Origin of the sequence: Candidatus Pelagibacter sp. Uisw_137, assembly GCF_047720245.1 — a bacterium.
Lineage (GTDB): Bacteria > Pseudomonadota > Alphaproteobacteria > Pelagibacterales > Pelagibacteraceae > Pelagibacter.
The window spans coordinates 1199979-1218637 of sequence record NZ_CP159811.1; the positions used below are offsets into that span (position 1 = coordinate 1199979).

An 18659-nucleotide genomic window follows, 5' to 3' on the forward strand; every position below is an offset into this window, starting at 1 on the left:
ATTACTAAATTGTTCTAATTTAGGCAATGAAGATTAATTAATGAAGTATTCCCCAATTGTCCCCTGTATTCACATCTACCGTCAATGGTGTTGAAAAAGTGTGTAAATCACTTTCTGTAACACTTGTCATTTCATCCTTGATTATTTCAGTTATATTTTTAACTTCTTTTACCGGGACCTCAAAAATTAGCTCATCATGAATTTGTAATAATATTTTTGATTTATTGTTTTTAATACTTTCAAATTTTTTGTTAAGCCTAATCATTGCAAGTCGCATGATTTCAGATGCTGACCCTTGAATGGGAGCATTAATAGCTGCTCTTTCTTGAAAATTTCTTACATTGAAATTTTTATCATTAATTCCATTAAAATGAGACCTTCTACCAAAAATATTATTTACATAACCACTTTTTCTACAAAACTTAATTGCATTATCCATATAAATTTTTATTTCAGGAAATTTTAAGAAATAAGCATTTAAAAATTCATTTGCTTCATGATTTGAAACGTTGATTTGTTTTGCAAGCCCATATTGTGAAATACCATAAATTATTCCAAAATTAATAGCCTTGGCCTTCCTTCTCATGTCTTGGTCTACTTTTTTAATATCGACATTAAATACTTGGCTTGCTGTTAGAGAATGAATATCTTCGTTATTACTAAACGCTTTTTTCAGCTCTTTGACTTCTGCCAAGTCAGCTAAAATTCTCATTTCAATCTGATTATAATCTGCAGATATTAATGTGAACCCTTTTTCTGCTATAAAAGCTTTTCTTATATCTTTACCATCATCTGATTTAATAGGAATATTTTGTAGATTTGGATCACTGGAAGCTAGTCTTCCTGTTGTTGTTGCTGCCAATAAAAATGAAGTATGAACTCGTTTTGTGTTTGGATTAATATGTTCGGGTAAAGCATCTGAGTAAGTATTTTTAAGTTTAGATACTTGACGCCAGTCTAGAATTAATTTTGGAAATTCATGTCCTTTAAATGCTAAGTCTTCTAACACACTTGCGTTTGTAGCAAAACTTCCTTTTCTAGTTTTTTTTAGTACGGCAATCTTTAAATCATTGTAAATAATTTCACCTAATTGTTTTGGTGAGGCAATATTAAATTCTTTTTTTGAAATTTTAAAAACTTCTTTTTCTAGTTTATTGATTTTTTTTTCAAATTTTTCAGACAACCGCTTTAAAAATTTATTATCAACTTTTATTCCTTCAATTTCCATAAATGCTAATATTTTAATTAAAGGTTTTTCAAAGATCTCATAAATGTTAGTTAATTTTTCTAATTTTAAATTGTTACTAAATATTTTGTATAATCTATAAGTAATATCAGCATCTTCAGCAGCATACTCCATTGCCTTATCTAGCTCTACATCACTAAAATTTATTTCTTTCTTACCTGTGCCAACAATTTCTTTAAATGAAATTGTTTTATGCTGTAGATGAATCTCAGACAAGGTATCCATGTTGTGTCTATTTTTTCCAGCATCCAATACATAAGACATCAACATTGTATCTTCCATTGATTTCATATCTATTCCCTGTTTAAACAAGACAATAAAATCAAACTTAATATTTTGACCAATCTTTTTTACACTCTTGTCTTCTAAAAGTGGTTTTAGTTTTTTGATTACAGTTTCTTTTTTTAAACATCCTTTAAACTTATGACCAATTGGAATGTAACAAGCCTTACCAATTTTAGTGCTTAATGAAATTCCCACTAAATCAGCTTGATGTACATCTAGTGAGCTAGTTTCAGTATCAATTGCTAGTTCTCCAGCTTCTTCTGCTTCGTTAATCCACTCATCTATTTCTTTTTCATTTGTAATTAAATGATAATTTTTTTTATTTATGTTTTGCTGTTTTTTTTCAGGTTTTCTCTCACTTACAATTTCTCCTAGCTCAGGTTCTCCATATGCAGAAATGACTGAGCTAAGAAGTCTATTAAACTCCATTTCTCTTAAAAATTTATATAGTTTATCTTTATCAATCTCCTTTAGATGAAATTCTTCTATCTTTCTTTCAACAGGAGCATCCTTCATGAGTGTCACTAATTTTTTACTAATTATTGCTTTATCTTTGTTTTCTATAAGTGTTTCTCTTCGTTTATTTTGTTTTATTTCTTGGGTGTTATCTAATAACTTTTCTAAAGTTCCATACTTATTAATCAGTTCTGCTGCAGTTTTAACACCTATACCTGGAACTCCAGGAACATTATCGCTACTGTCTCCAGCTAAGGACTGAACATCTATAACTTTTTCTGGACCCACACCAAATTTGGTTACTATATCTTCAGATGTTATAAATTTATTTTTCATTGGATCAAATATACGAACGTCTTTTCTATACAATTGCATCAAGTCTTTATCTGAGGAGACTATTGTTACCTTCGCACCCTTTGCTAAAATTTGTTCTACATAGGTGGCTATTAAATCATCTGCTTCATAATTTGGAAGATCGACAGATGGTAAATTAAAAGCAACTACAGACTTTCTTATGTATTCAAACTGTGGTGCCAAATCATCTGGTGCTTCTGACCTATTAGCTTTGTAGTCTGAATAGATTTCATTTCTAAAAGTTTTTCTAGCTGCATCAAATATTACTGCAAAGTGCGTAGGTTTTTGAAGATTTTCATTTGATTTTGAATCCTCTAATAGTTTAAATAGCATACTACAAAATCCACTAACTGCACCAACAGGTAGGCCGTCACTTTTTCTAGTTAGTGGGGGCAATGCATAATAAGCTCTAAAAATATAACCCGAACCATCTATTAAATAAAAATGATCTGTTTTTTTTATTTTATCCATTAAATAATATTATCTTAATTATTTTAAATACTATAAATGTATTAACAAGCATGGAGCAAAAAAATATACTTTCTGTTAAAAACTTAAAAAAAATTTATTCAAGTAAACAGGCTGCGGACAACCTTGCATTAAATGATTTAAACTTAGACGTGAAAGAAGGAGAAATTTTTGGTCTTCTTGGTCCTAATGGTGCTGGAAAAACAACATTTATAAATATTTTAGCTGGAACAGTGGTAAAAACAGCAGGAGAAGTAAATGTCTGGGGTTTTGACTTAGATAAGAACCCAAGACAAGTTAGAGCTTCAGTTGGAATTGTTCCTCAAGAAGTAAACCTTGATCCATTTTTTAGTCCAAGAAAATTATTAGAATTACAGGCTGGTCTCTATGGAATTAAAGAAAAAGATAGAATTACAGATACGATTCTAAAGTTGGTATCCCTAGAAAAACAAGCTAACAGCTATGCTAGAAGTTTATCTGGTGGAATGAAAAGAAGATTGCTAATGGCTAAAGCTTTAGTTCATCAGCCACCAATAGTTATTTTGGACGAACCTACGGCTGGTGTTGATGTGGAGTTGAGACAAAATTTATGGAAAAATGTAAAATTACTCAATGAACTTGGTGTTACTATCATTCTAACAACTCATTATCTTGAAGAAGCTGAGGAAATGTGTGGAAGAATAGCTATATTAAATAAAGGAAATATTGTTGCCCTAGACAGTACTAAAAATTTATTAGATAGAATTCAAACCAAAAAAGTAACCTTTAAAACTGACCTAAAGATTAATATTAATGATGACGATCTAGAATCTTTAAAAATAATCTTACACTTAGATAATGAGGTTTGTGTTTCTTATGAAAAAAGTAAAATTAATATGGAAGAATTAATTAATTTAATTAAAAAAAATAACGTAAAAATTATAGATATTTCAACCGATGATGGTGATTTAGAGGATGTTTTTTTAAGACTAATAAAAAACTAGATTATCACATTAATAAATAGTAATTTGTAGATATGGATCTATTAAAAACTAATTCAATTCAAAAAATATTAAAAACATTTATTCTAATTTTTATAGGAACAATGGCTTTAACTATTTCAGCTAAATTAAAAATACCATTTTATCCTGTACCTATGACAATGCAAACTTTTGTAGTTCTTTTTTTGGGAATTGTTTTTGGATATAAAATTGGCCTGGCATCTGTAGCTGTTTACCTTCTAGAGGGTATTTTGGGAATGCCTGTATTTTCTAACTCACCAGAAAAAGGCATTGGAATAGTTTATTTTACTGGTCCAACAATGGGATATTTAGTTGGATTTTTATTTGCTTCTTTTTTTGCAGGCTATTTAAATCTTAACAAAAATATTTTTATAATATTTGGAAAATTAATATTTTCTGTTTCTGTAATCTATGTATTTGGAGTTATTTGGTTAGGAATTTTAATTGGATGGGATAAACCAATTCTTCAATTGGGTGTTACACCATTTTTATTAGCTGAATTATTCAAAATTTGTTTGTTAACTTTATTGGCTAAAAAGATTATTAAATTCAGAAAATTTATCTAGGGGATCTTTTAGATAAAATTCTTTGTAATGTTCTTCTGTGCATTTTAAGTCTTCTAGCGGTTTCAGATACATTCCTATTACATAATTCAAAAACTCTATGAATGTGTTCCCACTTAACTCTATCAGCCGACATAGGGTTTTCTGGTGGTTCAGCTTTTTTTTCTGGATCGGCTAGTAATGCTTTTTCAACATCATCTGCGTCTGCTGGCTTTGCAAGATAATCAATTGCACCTTCTTTAATTGCAGCTACAGCTGTTGGAATATTTCCATATCCTGTTAACATTATAATTCTACTACTTGGATTAGAAATTTGAATTTGTTTAACTACTTGAAGCCCGTTTCCATCAGCTAGTCTAAGGTCAACAACAGCAAAGCCTGGTTTTTTTTCTATAACAGATAGTATTCCCTTTTGTACACTCTCAGCTTGAAAAACCTCAAACCCTTTTTTTTCCATTGCTCTAGCAAGCCTGTCTCTGAAAGGATTGTCATCATCAACGATTAATAAGGTTTTATTGTCAAAATCACTTAGTTTTTTTAAATTATTTAGTTCGGCCATGAAGTTAATATGGTGCCTTATCTGATAGTTTCAACACCTATTATTTACTTTACATTAATTAATTATTGCCTTAATTGCATGATTTATATGAAAGTTTTTAAGTATTTTTAAAAACTTTTTTTTATTAAATTTTTTTTGGAGACATAATGCAAAAATTTAAAACAGTTGATGATCTTATAAATCAACTAAAGCCAGAAAAACCTATTTATTGTATTAGGAAAAAATCAATACAATTAGCTTCTACATATTTTAGAAATAAATTTCCTGGTAAAGTGCTATATGCTGTTAAAACTAACTCACATCCTGAAGTACTAAAAAAAATAGTAGAGAGTGGGATTGAGAACTTTGATATAGCCTCTATTCAAGAAATTAAAGATATAAGGGCAATTAATCCTAATGCAAAATGTTCATATATGCATACAGTCAAAAGTAGAGAAAGTATTAAAGAAGCTTATTTTAATTATAATGTTAAAGCTTTTTCTCTTGATACTAAAGATGAATTAATAAAAATTATTGAAACAACTAATGAGGCAAAAGACCTTGAATTATTTGTAAGAGTAGCTGTTTCAAATGAGCATGCTGAAATAGATTTATCAACAAAATTTGGATCATCAATATCTGAAGCAAATGGTTTGTTAAGATTGACAAAACAATATGCAAAAAAAATAGGTTTAAGTTTCCATGTGGGATCTCAATGTATGCATCCTATTTCATATACAAAAGGGATTGCAGACATTGGAAATATAATAAAAAAAACTAAAATTATTCCAGATTATATTAATATTGGAGGTGGATTTCCTGCAATTTATCCAGATCTTGTACCTCAATCTTTGGATAATTATTTTGAAGAAATAAAAAAAGGTTTATCAAATTTAAAGTTAGAAAAACTTCCTGAAATATTATGTGAGCCTGGAAGAGCATTAGTTGCAGAAAGTGGATCAACAATTGTAAGAGTAAATCTTAGAAAAAAACAAAAACTTTATATAAATGATGGAACGTATGGAACTCTTTTTGATGCGGGTACACCAAACATAGTTTACCCTTCTCGCTTAATTAAAAGTGGAAAAGCAATATCAAAAAAACTAACTGCTTTTGATTTTTATGGCCCTACTTGTGATAGTATGGATTACATGAGGGGACCATTTCTACTTCCAAATAATATTAAGGAAAATGATTATATTGAGCTAGGTCAACTTGGGGCCTATGGTCTAACTTTCAGAACTCAATTCAATGGTTTTTATTCTAATGAAATTTATGAAGTAGAAGACGAACCTATAATGACGTTATATGGTAAAGAGAGCAATAAAGGTATATTAGTTGCTTAATGTCAGAAAACAAAAATTTAACTCATAATAGCAAAAAAAGCTTCTTACAAAATCCAGTTGAACACATCGATATTACTTCGTTTGATGCAAGGAAAATAATTTCCTCAATGGAAAAAATGTCTTTTGTTTCAAGAGAAACAGCAAATGCAGCCAATATTTTTAATGAAATGATTCAAGATAAGGATTGCACAATTTTTTTAACGCTTGCTGGGTCAACTTCTGCCGCAGGATGTATGAATATTTATAAAGATTTAGTTAAATATAATATGGTTGATGCAATTATTGCTACAGGAGCTTCAATAGTTGATATGGATTTTTTTGAAGCTTTAGGCTTTAAGCATTACCAAGGTTCACAGTTTCAAGATGACACTGAATTAAGAAAAAATTATATAGATAGGATTTACGATACATATATTGATGAAGAAGAGTTACAGGAATGTGATCAAAAAATATGTGAAATAGCAGATACACTTGATCCAAGAAGCTATACATCAAGAGAATTTATTTATGAAATGGGAAAATATTTAAAGAAAAATTCTAAAAAAAAAGATTCTTTAATTGAAACTGCATATGACAATAATGTTCCCATTTTTTGTCCCGCATTTACAGACTCAAGTGCTGGTTTTGGATTGGTCACTCACCAAGAAAATAATCCTAAAAACCATATTACGATAGATTCTATTAGAGAGCTTCGTGAATTAACTGAAATAAAGATTCAATCGAAAGGATCTGGCTTATTTATGATCGGTGGAGGAGTGCCAAAAAATTTTGTTCAAGATACTGTTATCTGTGCTGAACTTTTAGGAAAAGAGGTTGAGATGCATAAGTATGCAGTGCAAATTACAGTGGCAGATTCAAGGGATGGTGCTTGTAGTAGCTCCACATTAAAAGAAGCAAGTTCTTGGGGCAAAGTAGATATTGCAAAAGAACAAATGGTTTTTGCAGAAGCAACTAGTGTCCTTCCTTTGATTGCAAGTGATGCTTATCATAAAGGTGACTGGAAAAATAGAACGAGAAAAAACTTCTCAAAAATATTTAAATAAAATTGAAATATCTTTCTAATAAAAATGGGTTTCTAGGAATTGACAATGATGTTAATTTTAAAGAAAAAGTAGTAGTTGTTCCATTTGGTTTAGAAAAAACTGTAAGTTATGGTGGTGGAACTCGTAATGGCCCTAAAGAAATTATCAAAGCATCACATCAAGTTGAATTATATGATGAAGAATTACATTGTGAACCCTACAAAAAAATTGGGATTAAAACTTTAAAACCATTTAAAATTGATAAAGACATTAAAAAAGCTCTTAAAAAGATGTCTGATATAAATCAAGAAATATTAGATAAAAAACTATTTCCAATCACTTTTGGTGGGGAACACTCAATAACACCCGGATGTATTTCTCCATTTATAAAAAAATACAAAGAAATATGCCTACTACATTTTGATGCACATGCAGATTTAAGGGAGAGTTATAATGGAGAAAAATTTTCTCATGCTTCAGCTATTAGGAGATGTCTTGATCATAAAAATGTTTCAATAATCTCATTTGGGATCAGAAATATATCTCAAAGTGAAATACCATTCTTAAAAAAAAACTCATCTAGAATTGATATCTTTTGGGCAAAAGACAAAAGTAAATGGGACTTAAAAAAATTTAAAAAAATGATAAAGAATAAAACAGTTTATTTAACATTTGATGTTGATGGTTTAGATTCAAGTATAATGCCCGCAACAGGTACACCTGAACCAGGTGGGCTATTATGGGATGAAACTTTAAATATTATACGGATAGCTGCTAAGAACTCTAATATTGTTGGTGCAGATATAAATGAACTTTCACCTATAAAAGGTTTTAATTCTTACAATTTTCTTGTGGCAAAACTTGCTTATAAAATTTTATCGTACAAATTTTTATACTAAGCTTTTAAAGCTTTAAGAGTTCCCAATAATAATCTGAATGGAATTAACATTGTTAAAGCAACAAATATTTTAACCGCTAAGTCACCTAGAGATAAAGTAACCCATGGAATTCCAGTTGCATAAAATGAGATAGAGAAGAATAAAAATGTATCTACAGTAGATCCAATTAATGATGAAGTTAATGGAGCAACAAACCATTTCTTTTTTCTTAAATAGTCAAAAATTTGAACATCCAACAACTGTGCAACCATAAATGCTGTACCTGAACCTATAGCAATTCTGACTGAAATTAAGTCTGCAAAATTTGTTGAAAAGAAAAGAGTAAATACAATCCCTATAATAAAACCAACATAAACAATTTTTCTAGCTACAACCTTGCCATAAGATCTATTAGCTAAATCTGTAATTAAAAATGCAACTGGATAACTAAAAGCTCCATAAGTTAATATTTCTTCCAAACCATAATAGTTGATCGGAAATTGTACTAAATAATTTGAAGTTAAAACAACAACTCCCATTATAAATGAGAGTAGTATAAAAAACTTTTTCATTAAGCTGATTTACTAGGGGATACTTTGGGTGCTTTTTTTACGAATGGTGACTTAATTAATATACTTTTTTTTAATTTTTTTAATCTTGGTGATATATTTTTATTTCTTGCAGTCTTTAAAAATTCATCAAAAGTACCTTTTTTATCAACACATCTAACACCTGCATTGCTAACAGTTAAAGTTAAGCTTCTTTTTAAAAGTTCACTTTTAAATTTTGTTTTTTTTAAATTTGGTAAAAATCTTCTATTGGTCTTATTGTTAGCATGACTAACATTGTGACCTTTCATAGGTATTTTGCCGGTTAATTCACATTTTTTAGACATAATATTTAGTGACTATATAAGATGAGTTTGTGACCTCGTCAAGTTTATTAGCTTTAATTAGGCTGTTTCTTGCCTATTATTTCTCTAAAATTCTTGATCCCATCAGTAATTAATATTTCTTTTAACTCTTTTTTTATTTTTCCAACAATATTGGGGCCCTGAAAAACCATACCAGTATATAATTGAACATAGCTTGCACCAGCTAAAAATTTTCTATGTGCACTTTCTCCTGAGTCCACACCACCTACTCCAATAATTTCAATTTTATTTTTTAATAATCTATAAAACTTACTTATTAATTTATTAGCTTCTTCTTCAAGGGGTTTTCCAGATAAACCACCCTTTTGATGTTTCAGTATATTGTTTAATTTACCTCTATTGCCTGCAGTTGTGTTTGAAACAATTATTGCACTTACTTTGTGTTCTAACAATATTTTACTTAATACTTCAATTTGTTCATCTGAAATATCAGGAGAAATTTTTACAACAATTGGAATTTTAGATTTAAGCTTAATTTTTTCTTCTTTAACTAAATTCATTAATTCATGAAATTTAGTTTCATCATGAAAACTTCTTAAGTTTTCTGTATTAGGTGAAGAAATATTAACTGTAATATAATCAGCGATATCATGAAAAGTTCTAAGACCAATTAAATAATCATTTAGCCTATCATCACTATCTTTATTTGGACCTATATTAATTCCCAATAAACCCTTATTCAAATTTGATCGAATTCTATTGCTTACACTTTCTGATCCTGAATTATTAAATCCCAATCTATTTATAAGTGCTTCGTCTTCCACCAATCTAAATACTCTTGGTTTTGGATTTCCATACTGTTTAAGTGGTGTAACGGTCCCCACTTCAACAAACCCAAATCCAAGTTTAAATAATGAATTATAAACTTCAGCATTTTTATCAAACCCAGCAGCCATTCCTATTGGATTGTCTATATTCTTACCAAATAAATTAGTCTCAAATATTGGATCTCCTTTATTTTGATCAGTTATATTTGGTAATATGTTTAGTTTTAAAGACTTAATTGCTAAATTATGAGCTGTTTCAGGATCAATTTTGAAAATCAGTGATCTGAATTTTGAGAACATTATTTTATTTTTTCTTTAATTAATTCTTTAGTTTCGTTTACTCCAAAAAAACTTATAAAAAAACCCATTCTTGGTCCATTTTCATCTCCAAAAACAACCTCATAAATTAATTTAAACCAATCACGCAAGTTTTCTGCATAACCATTTTCTTTTCCTGTTGAATAAATTAATGTCTGAATATCCTCAGGCAACATTTTATCATTGCAGCTATCAAGAGACTTAACCAGTGCTTCTAGTGCTAATTTTTCACTTGCATCCGGTTTTTTATATTTTTTTTTTAATTTTATTACATCATTAAAATACTTAATTGCATAACCAATTAGATTATCAAAAATTGGATGTTCTTTTTCTAAGAGATTTTTTTTATATTTTTTTACAAATTTCCAAAGCAATTCCTTAGAATCTGCATTGCTCGTTTCTACTAAATTTAAAAGCATTGAAAAGCTCATAATAGTATCTTCTTTAGGAATTAATCCATTATGCACATGCCAAACTGGATTCATTAATAACTGCAGCTCATTTTGATTTTTAGCTTTTTCTATAAGGTCCAAGTATTCGTCGACTGTTTTAGGAACTATTTCTTTATATAATTTTTTTGCTCTTTTTGGATTTTGATACATATACAATGAAAGACTCTCAGGTGATGCGTACTCCAGCCACTGATCAATCGTAATTCCATTTCCTTTTGATTTAGATATTTTTTCTCCTTTTTCATCTAAAAAAAGCTCATAAGCGAAACCAGATGGGTTTGTTTTTCCAATTAACTTGATTATTCTTGATGATAATATTGCACTTTCAATTAAATCTTTTCCATACATTTCAAAATCTATATCAAGGGCGTACCATCTCATTGCCCAATCTACTTTCCATTGTAATTTACAATTTCCATCTAAGAGGCTTACTTCAAGTTTTTTTCCATTATTATCAAATATAATTTTAGATTTTTCTTCTATTATTTCTAAAACTGGAATTTCTAAAACCTTACCAGTATCTGGACAAATTGGTAAAAATGGACTGTAAGTTTTTTGTCTTTCTTTTCCTAGTGTTGGAAGAATTATATCCATAATACCTTGATAATTTTCTAGGATTATCTGTAATGTGGGATTAAAAAAACCACCCTTATAAAGAACTGAAGAGCTTTGAAAATTATATTCAAAATTAAATTTATTTAAAAAATCTTTTAACATTTCGTTATTGTGTTCGCCAAAACTTGAAAATTTTTCAAATGGGTCTGGCACTTGAGTTAGAGGCTTATGAAGATTGTTATTTAAGAGCTCTTGATTTGGAACGTTTTCTGGAACTTTTCTAAGACCATCCATATCATCAGAAAAAGTTATGATTTCTGTTGGTGTATCAGTGAGTTGTTTTAGAGCATTAACCATCATCGATGTTCTTGCAACTTCACCAAATGTACCTATGTGGGGCAACCCACTGGGACCATAACCAGTTTGTAAAATTATTTTACCCTTTTTAGCTATAAAGGACTTTCTTTCACGCAGTAATTTTTTAGCCTCTACAAAAGGCCATGCGTTAGTTTTATCTAAATTATCTTTTTTAATCACTTTGTTTAATAACAAATATCTTATATTTGGTGTTTTTATTAATTCTTATAGAGTTGAAATTTATTTACCATAAAATAATGTTCTTTCAAAATGTCTAATTATAAAACTGTTTTTTTTACCTTGGGTGTTTTGCAAATTATTCTTGGAATTTCCATGATGATTCCATTTATAGTTCAGTTTATTTATTCAGAAGTTGATTCCTCTTTTATTGGAGGCTCTATAATTTCTATAATATTTGGTGTTTTATTCTTTTTAGCAAATTTAAATCACGATAAAAAATTAAATCTGCAGCAAGCATTCTTATTAACTGCTCTTTCTTGGTTAAGTATTGCAATATTTGGTTCTTTGCCTTTTATTTTTTCTACTCTTGAATTATCAATTACTGACTCTTTTTTTGAAAGTATGTCTGGAATTACCACGACAGGGTCTACAATTATCTCAAACTTAGAGAGTGCGCCTAGATCAATACTTTTGTGGCGAGCAATGCTTCAATGGTTAGGTGGAATTGGTATTATTATAATGGCAATAACCTTAATGCCAATAATGAATGTTGGGGGAATGCAATTATTTAAAATTTCAAGCAACGACTCTTCTGAAAAATTATTACCAAAGTCAAAAGAAATTTCACTTAGACTGATTTACGTTTATTTAGGTCTAACAGTACTTTGTGCTGCTACATATAAAATTTTTGGTATGAATATTTTTGATAGCTTAACTCACTCAATGACCACGATAGCAACTGGTGGCTTTTCAAATTATAACAAATCTATTGGATATTTTAATAGCTTACCTATCGAAATATCATCCATGGTTTTCATAATATTGGGTAGTTTACCTTTTATTGCTTATATAAAGTTTTTAAATGGAGATAGAAAAATTTTTATCTCTGATATTCAAATAAAGTCATTTTTAAAAATTATTATTTTTTCAATTATTATACTTTTTATTTATTTACTTTTTTATAACAAAGATTTTTCTCAAATAAATATTAGAACCATTTGTTTTAATGTTATTTCTATATTAAGTGGAACAGGATATGTTACTGGAGAGTTTGATGGATGGGGTAATTTTCCACTCATTTTCTTTTTAACTTTAATGTTCATTGGTGGTTGTGCTGGCTCAACAACTTGTGGAATTAAAATTTTTAGAATTCAAATTCTATATCTTTTTATTATAAATCAATTAAAGAAGATTATTTATCCAAAAGGCATATTTATAATAAAATATGATAAAAATAATGTTGACGATAAATTTATGGCTTCTATCATTTCTTTTATCTTTCTTTACTTGGTTATATTTTTTTTAATAACTGCATTTTTATCTTTAAGTGGTTTAGATTTTGTTACTTCAATTTCTGGTGCTGCAACCTCAATCTCAAATGTTGGTCCAGGATTAGGCTCTACAATTGGCCCTAATGGCAATTTTTCAAGCTTACCTGAAATATCTAAATGGATTTTAAGTCTTGGAATGATATTGGGTAGATTAGAATTGTTTGCTATACTTGTATTGTTTCTTCCATCATTTTGGAGGAATTAAATATGATTGAAATTAAAAAACAATCCTTGTCAGAAACTTTTGCAGTCTACTTTGATAAGAGAATGCTTAGAATATTATTACTAGGGGCAATCTCTGGTTTTCCCTGGGTTTTAATTGGAAGTAGTCTAAGTCTATGGCTAAAAGAAGAAGGTTTAAGTAGATCAACAATTGGTTGGGCGGGACTAATATTTGCTGTTTATGCTTTTAATTATCTATGGGCACCTCTTATTGATAGATTTCAAATACCATATCTAACAAAAAAACTTGGTCATAGAAGAGGCTGGATAGTTTTAATGCAAATTGCAATTTTAACTTGTCTTGTTACTTGGAGTTTTATTAATCCCACTGAAGATCTTGCACTACTAATTACAGTTGGTTTAATTATTGCTATAGCATCAGCTACACAAGATATTACCGTTGATGCCTTAAGAATTGAGCAAATAGGTGAGCATGAAAGTAAATCAATGGCTGCTGGTGCTGCGATGGCTGTTGTTGGATGGTGGAGTGGATATAAATTGGGTGGTGTAATAGCTCTATTTACAGCAGAATATTTAGAGAATATTGGCGTTACTAATTACTGGCAAATTACATTTTTAATTTTAGGAGTTGTGGTAATTTTGATGAACATAGGTTTAATGTTTGTTCATGAACCTCTTTCTACTGATAGACAAAAAAAACAAAAAGAAACAGATAAACTTATAGAAAGTAAACTTGGATCAAAAAATATTATAATTAATTTTATCGCTTGGATAAGCAGTACATTAGGTGGTCCCATAATAAGTTTTTTTAAGAAAAATGGCTTTTCAATTGCTGTTGGGATTTTAAGCTTTATTTTTTTATTCAAGATTGGTGAGGCCTTTCTTGGACGTATGTCGATAGTTTTTTATAAAGAAATAGGCTTCTCTAAAGGTGACATTGCAATTTACTCAAAAACTTTAGGATGGATAACTACAGTTATATTTACATTACTGGGTGGGCTTTTTGTAATTAGGTCTGGCGTTTTAAAAGCAATGTTTGTTGCAGGAATATTAATGGCAGCAACAAACTTATTATTTACCCTGTTGGCATGGAGTGATAAATCTGAGTTATTATTCGCAGTTGCTGTCATATTTGATGATATAGCAGCAGCTTTTGCAACAGTTGCATTTGTAGCATTTATTTCATTATTAGTAGACCGAACATATACCGCAACTCAATACGCGTTGCTTGCATCGATAGGGACTGCTGGCAGAACTACACTTGCATCATCATCTGGAGCATTGGTAGATTGGCTTAATGGAGATTGGGGAGTATTTTTTATCATTACAGCCATCATGGTAATACCTTCTTTGATTTGTTTATGGTTTATAAAAGATAAATTAAAACTTCGTGAAAAATAATTATTTTTACAAAAAACCTTTAACAAATATCTATAAGAAACCCAATGTAGTTTCTGAAGTTACCTCTCAAATTTTGTATGGGGAAAAATTTAAAATTATATCTAAGAATAAAAATTGGATCAAAATAAAAGTTTCATTTGATAATTATAATGGATACATAAAAAACAAAGATCACGATAAGGATCATAAGCCAACTCATAAAATATTTGTTCTAAAAGCAAATATTTATAATAAACAAAAAAATAAAACAAAATATTTTTTGCCCTTTGCATCAAGAATTTCCATAATTCAAAAAAATAAAAATTTTATAGAATTTGAAAAAAATAAATGGATTAAAAAAAATGATATAAAAAAAATTAATCATATAGAAAAAGATTATTTAAAAATATTCAAATTGTTTTTAAAAACTAAATATGTTTGGGGTGGTAAAACTTATAAAGGCATAGACTGCTCTGCTATTTTACAATTATTTTTTTACTATAATAATAAATTTTATCCAAGAGATACAAAAGACCAAATAAAATATTCAGTAAAAAAAAATGAAAGTAGAATATTTAAAAAAGGTGACATTATATTTTGGAAAGGTCATGTTGCTGTTTGTATTAACACTCAAAAATTAATTCATGCATATGGTCCTGAAAAGAAAGTTTTGATTATGAAAATAATAGATACAATAAATAGAATTGAAAGAACGGCAAAATTAATAGTAAAAAAAATATCCTCTATAAAATACTAACTTCTTCCAAAATCTGGCTTGTTAATATCTTGTTTCAACTTAATTATTTTTTTTCTAACTTTTTTAGTATTAATTAATTTTTTAATAATAGACTTATTATTTTTAGATTGAATATCCTTTTTAAATGAACGTAAATTTTTAATAAACAAATCAATAACTTTTGAAATATTTTTTTGATTATTAAAAAAAATATCTCGCCACATAATTTCATTAGATGCAGCAATTCTTGAAAAATCTCTCAAACCACCTGCACTGAATTTGATTAATTCATAGTTTTGTTGTTTTTCAAAATCTGTCGCTGTTTTAACCAAATTATATGCAATTAAGTGAGGTAAATGACTTGTCATAGAAAAAACCGTGTCATGTTTTTTTGAGTCCATAATTGCAATTTTTGAACCAATTTTTTTCCAGAAATTGTTAAGTATCAGAAGGTGTTTTCTGTTGGTATTTTTTTCTTTTATTAATATGCACCATTTATTAAGGAATAAATTTTTTACTCCATTTTCTGGGCCACTAACTTCTGACCCTGCAATAGGGTGACTGGATGTCCAAAAAATTCCTTTTTTCAATTTTCTTTTAATTAAGTCCATAGACTTTTCTTTAGATGATCCAACATCTGTAATAATAGTTTTAGGTAATAAATATCTGTTTATCTTTAAAATTATTTTTTCATACTCTCCTAATGGGGTGCAAAATATTATTAAATCTAAGTTTGGAATAATTTTTTTTAAATCATCTATAATTTCACATGGTAATTTTAATTTTTTGATTTTTGAAATATTTGATTTTGATTTTTCATAGACAAATATTTTTTTAGCTATTTTTTTTTCAGATATTGATCTTAACAATGAAGACCCAATTAAACCACAGCCTATAATTAAAATATTTTTCATAATTAATTAAAGATAGCCTTAATCGTTGTTATGAATCTCATATTCTCTTTTTTAGATCCAATTGTTAATCTTAATTTGTTTTTAATATTATATCCATCCTCTGTAGATCTTAATATAATTCCTTTTGACTGCAGTTTGTTAAAAATATAATTAGCTGAAAATTTACATTTATCAAAATTTAATAGTAAAAAATTAGCTGTTACTTCATTTGAAAAAATTTTTAGTTTTTCTAAAACATTTCTAACTTTATTTGCTTCTGTGATATTGTGTTTTACAGATTGATTAATAAAGTTTCTATCTTTTAAAGCTTCTATTGCTGCCATCTGCGCAGCTTGATTTACATTAAATGGAGGTCTAATTAAATTCATTGCAGAGATAATTTTCTTGGGGCCATGACCCCAGCCAACTCTTAACGAAGCCAGTCCATATATTTTTGAAAAAGTTCTTATCACAACAACATTATCTTTATTTTTAAATAAATCTAACCCAGATTTATAATCTTTATTTTTCATATATTCAAAATATGCATCGTCTAAAACTAGTAAAATATTTTTATTCAGTTTCATTCTTAAGCCTATTAGCTCTGCTCTACTTAAGTATGTTCCTGTTGGGTTATTAGGGTTGGCAATAAATACAAGTTTGGTTTTTTTTGTTACTTTCTTGATAATTTCATTTATTGAAACTTTAAAATTTGCTTCCTTGGAAAAAACAACTTTTGCTCCCACTATTTTTGCATATATCCTGTACATTAAAAAGCTATATTGAGGAACAATCACTTCATCAGAGGGTTTTAGGTACAACTGGCAAATCATTTGAATAATTTCATCTGACCCTGCACCACAAATTATCTTTTCAAAATCACACTTATATTTCTTTGAGATTTCTTTTCTTAAGTTTTTTGCCTTACCGTCTGGATACTTCGATATTATTAATTTTTTATTCTGTAAAATTTTCTTTACTCTTGGGCTTACACCAAGAGCTGACTCATTTGCTGATAATTTTATAACATTTCGTATTTTTGCTATATTTGACTTACCCGGTTTATAGGCCTCTATTTTGAATTCTTTAAATTTTGGAACTGTCATTTTTATTAATCTAATTTACCTTATAAATAAAACATTATCCTTTCATATAGAATAAGTCATTTTTTAAAAAAATTGACATAAGAAATACTATCTAGTACAAAAAATATGCGCTGATTTAACTGAATTGCGAGCGCTTAAAAAAACCGCTAAATAAGTTTTTTTGTCTCACAATTCAAATTTGGCTAATATTTATGAATAAAAATGTGAACCTAAAAAATATTATAATTGATAAACCATTAAAATTAGATTGTGGTAGAATTATCAATAATTATTCTCTAGCTTATGAGACTTATGGCTCTCTAAATGAGATGAAAGATAATGCTATTCTTATTTTTCATGCTTTAACTGGTGATCAATTTGTTTCTGGAATAAATCCAATTACTAAAAAAGAGGGTTGGTGGTCATATGCTGTTGGACCTGGTAAAGCCATTGATACTGATAAATATTTTGTAATTTGTGCCAATGTTATTGGTGGATGTATGGGCTCGTATGGTCCTAGTGAAATTAATCCTGATACTAATAAAAAATATGGTACCACTTTTCCTGTCATCACTATTAATGACATGGTTAATGCACAATTTAATCTCTTAAATTTTTTTAACATTGATAAATTATTTGCTGTTATAGGTGGATCAATGGGCGGAATGCAGACACTTCAGTTCGTTAATAACTTTCCTGATAAAGCAAAAGTTGCTATTCCAATAGCCTGCACAGCTAGTCATTCAGCACAGAATATTGCTTTTAATGAACTTGGCAGACAATCGATTATGGCTGATGCTAATTGGGAAAATGGTGACTATTCAAATCAAAATAAAAATCCTAATAAAGGATTGTCTGTTGCAAGAATGGCCGCACATATAACTTATTTATCTAAAAATGGTCTGCAGGAAAAATTTGGAAGAAAGTTGCAAGAAAGAGATGACCTAAAATTTGGTTTTGATGCAGACTTTCAAATAGAAAGTTATTTAAGATATCAAGGATCTGTATTTGTTGATAGATTTGATGCTAATAGCTACCTATATATAACAAGAGCGATGGACTATTTTGATCTAATAAAAGAACATCACGGTAATTTATCTAAAGCATTCGAAAAAACTAAAACTAAGTTTCTTATTATATCTTTTACTTCTGATTGGCTTTATCCAACTTCTGAAAATAAAGAAATTGTTATAGCCTTAAATGCCATAGGTGCTGAGGTCGGATTTGTCGAAATTGAATCTGACAAAGGACACGATTCATTCCTTTTAAAAGTTCCTAAATTTTTAAATACTCTAGGTGATTATATTAAAACAGCTTATTCTAAAAACTAA

The 18659-nt window shown here is 28.6% G+C and carries 17 protein-coding genes; 9 read left to right on the plus strand and 8 right to left on the minus strand.

Annotation, left to right across the window (positions count from 1 at the left end; genetic code table 11):
• Positions 1-37: 37 nt before the first annotated feature.
• Positions 38-2812 (minus strand): DNA polymerase I, encoded by a 2775-nt coding sequence (gene polA, locus ABXT61_RS06425; protein ID WP_415315058.1) that lies wholly within the window; start codon positions 2810-2812, stop codon positions 38-40.
• Between the two features lie 50 nt (positions 2813-2862).
• Here polA and ABXT61_RS06430 point away from each other — a divergent pair, with 50 nt between their 5' ends.
• Together ABXT61_RS06430 and ABXT61_RS06435 are read left to right on the plus strand one after the other, a co-directional pair.
• Positions 2863-3792 carry an ABC transporter ATP-binding protein gene (locus ABXT61_RS06430; protein WP_415315060.1) on the plus strand — a complete coding sequence of 310 codons (930 nt, stop codon included), beginning with the start codon at positions 2863-2865 and terminating at the stop codon, positions 3790-3792.
• Between the two features lie 32 nt (positions 3793-3824).
• Entirely contained in the window at positions 3825-4376 is a 552-nt protein-coding gene (locus ABXT61_RS06435) for a biotin transporter BioY (protein WP_415315062.1), read from the plus strand.
• Here the strand turns inward: ABXT61_RS06435 and ABXT61_RS06440 are convergent.
• Entirely contained in the window at positions 4369-4932 is a 564-nt protein-coding gene (locus tag ABXT61_RS06440; RefSeq protein WP_415315063.1) for an ActR/PrrA/RegA family redox response regulator transcription factor, read from the minus strand. The genes ABXT61_RS06435 and ABXT61_RS06440 overlap by 8 nt on opposite strands.
• A gap of 146 nt (positions 4933-5078) precedes the next feature.
• Between ABXT61_RS06440 and ABXT61_RS06445 the strand changes: the two genes are divergently transcribed.
• From ABXT61_RS06445 to speB, 3 genes are read left to right on the plus strand one after another with little or no spacing between them, the layout of a single operon-like run.
• Positions 5079-6257 carry a type III PLP-dependent enzyme gene (locus tag ABXT61_RS06445; protein ID WP_415315065.1) on the plus strand — a complete coding sequence of 393 codons (1179 nt, stop codon included), beginning with the start codon at positions 5079-5081 and terminating at the stop codon, positions 6255-6257.
• The gene (locus ABXT61_RS06450; protein WP_415315066.1) at positions 6257-7300 is read left to right on the plus strand and encodes a 1,9-bis(guanidino)-5-aza-nonane synthase; all 1044 of its coding nucleotides are present in this window, start codon (positions 6257-6259) and stop codon (positions 7298-7300) included. Before ABXT61_RS06445 ends, ABXT61_RS06450 begins: the two co-directional genes overlap by 1 nt.
• Before the next feature lie 2 nt (positions 7301-7302).
• Positions 7303-8178 (plus strand): agmatinase, encoded by an 876-nt coding sequence (speB, locus tag ABXT61_RS06455; protein WP_415315068.1) that lies wholly within the window; start codon positions 7303-7305, stop codon positions 8176-8178.
• Here the strand turns inward: speB and ABXT61_RS06460 are convergent.
• From ABXT61_RS06460 to ABXT61_RS06475, 4 genes are read right to left on the minus strand one after another with little or no spacing between them, the layout of a single operon-like run.
• A complete protein-coding gene (locus ABXT61_RS06460; protein ID WP_415315070.1) occupies positions 8175-8729 on the minus strand; it encodes a queuosine precursor transporter in 555 nt (184 codons plus the stop codon). The genes speB and ABXT61_RS06460 overlap by 4 nt on opposite strands.
• A complete protein-coding gene (rpmB, locus tag ABXT61_RS06465; RefSeq protein WP_415278128.1) occupies positions 8729-9052 on the minus strand; it encodes a 50S ribosomal protein L28 in 324 nt (107 codons plus the stop codon). Before rpmB ends, ABXT61_RS06460 begins: the two co-directional genes overlap by 1 nt.
• Before the next feature lie 53 nt (positions 9053-9105).
• A complete protein-coding gene (locus ABXT61_RS06470) occupies positions 9106-10158 on the minus strand; it encodes a quinone-dependent dihydroorotate dehydrogenase (protein WP_415315072.1) in 1053 nt (350 codons plus the stop codon).
• Complete coding sequence (locus tag ABXT61_RS06475) at positions 10158-11735, minus strand: lysine--tRNA ligase (RefSeq protein ID WP_415315074.1); 1578 nt, start codon at positions 11733-11735, stop codon at positions 10158-10160. Before ABXT61_RS06475 ends, ABXT61_RS06470 begins: the two co-directional genes overlap by 1 nt.
• 75 nt (positions 11736-11810) lie before the next feature.
• On the opposite strand from ABXT61_RS06475, the gene ABXT61_RS06480 reads away from it, so the two are divergent.
• From ABXT61_RS06480 to ABXT61_RS06490, 3 genes are read left to right on the plus strand one after another with little or no spacing between them, the layout of a single operon-like run.
• Positions 11811-13256: a TrkH family potassium uptake protein gene (locus ABXT61_RS06480; RefSeq protein WP_415315076.1), complete on the plus strand. Its 1446-nt coding sequence runs from the start codon at positions 11811-11813 to the stop codon at positions 13254-13256.
• A 2-nt stretch (positions 13257-13258) separates the two neighbouring features.
• Positions 13259-14635: an AmpG family muropeptide MFS transporter gene (locus ABXT61_RS06485; RefSeq protein ID WP_415315077.1), complete on the plus strand. Its 1377-nt coding sequence runs from the start codon at positions 13259-13261 to the stop codon at positions 14633-14635.
• Positions 14625-15371, plus strand: a complete 747-nt coding sequence (locus ABXT61_RS06490; RefSeq protein ID WP_415315079.1) for an NlpC/P60 family protein — start codon at positions 14625-14627, stop codon at positions 15369-15371. Before ABXT61_RS06485 ends, ABXT61_RS06490 begins: the two co-directional genes overlap by 11 nt.
• Here the strand turns inward: ABXT61_RS06490 and ABXT61_RS06495 are convergent.
• Together ABXT61_RS06495 and hisC are read right to left on the minus strand one after the other, a co-directional pair.
• Positions 15368-16264, minus strand: a complete 897-nt coding sequence (locus ABXT61_RS06495) for a prephenate dehydrogenase (RefSeq protein ID WP_415315081.1) — start codon at positions 16262-16264, stop codon at positions 15368-15370. The two genes, ABXT61_RS06490 and ABXT61_RS06495, sit on opposite strands and share 4 nt — an antisense overlap.
• A 2-nt stretch (positions 16265-16266) precedes the next feature.
• Positions 16267-17349: a histidinol-phosphate transaminase gene (gene hisC / locus ABXT61_RS06500; protein WP_415315082.1), complete on the minus strand. Its 1083-nt coding sequence runs from the start codon at positions 17347-17349 to the stop codon at positions 16267-16269.
• 191 nt (positions 17350-17540) lie between these two features.
• Here hisC and metX point away from each other — a divergent pair, with 191 nt between their 5' ends.
• Complete coding sequence (metX, locus tag ABXT61_RS06505) at positions 17541-18659, plus strand: homoserine O-acetyltransferase MetX (RefSeq protein ID WP_415315084.1); 1119 nt, start codon at positions 17541-17543, stop codon at positions 18657-18659.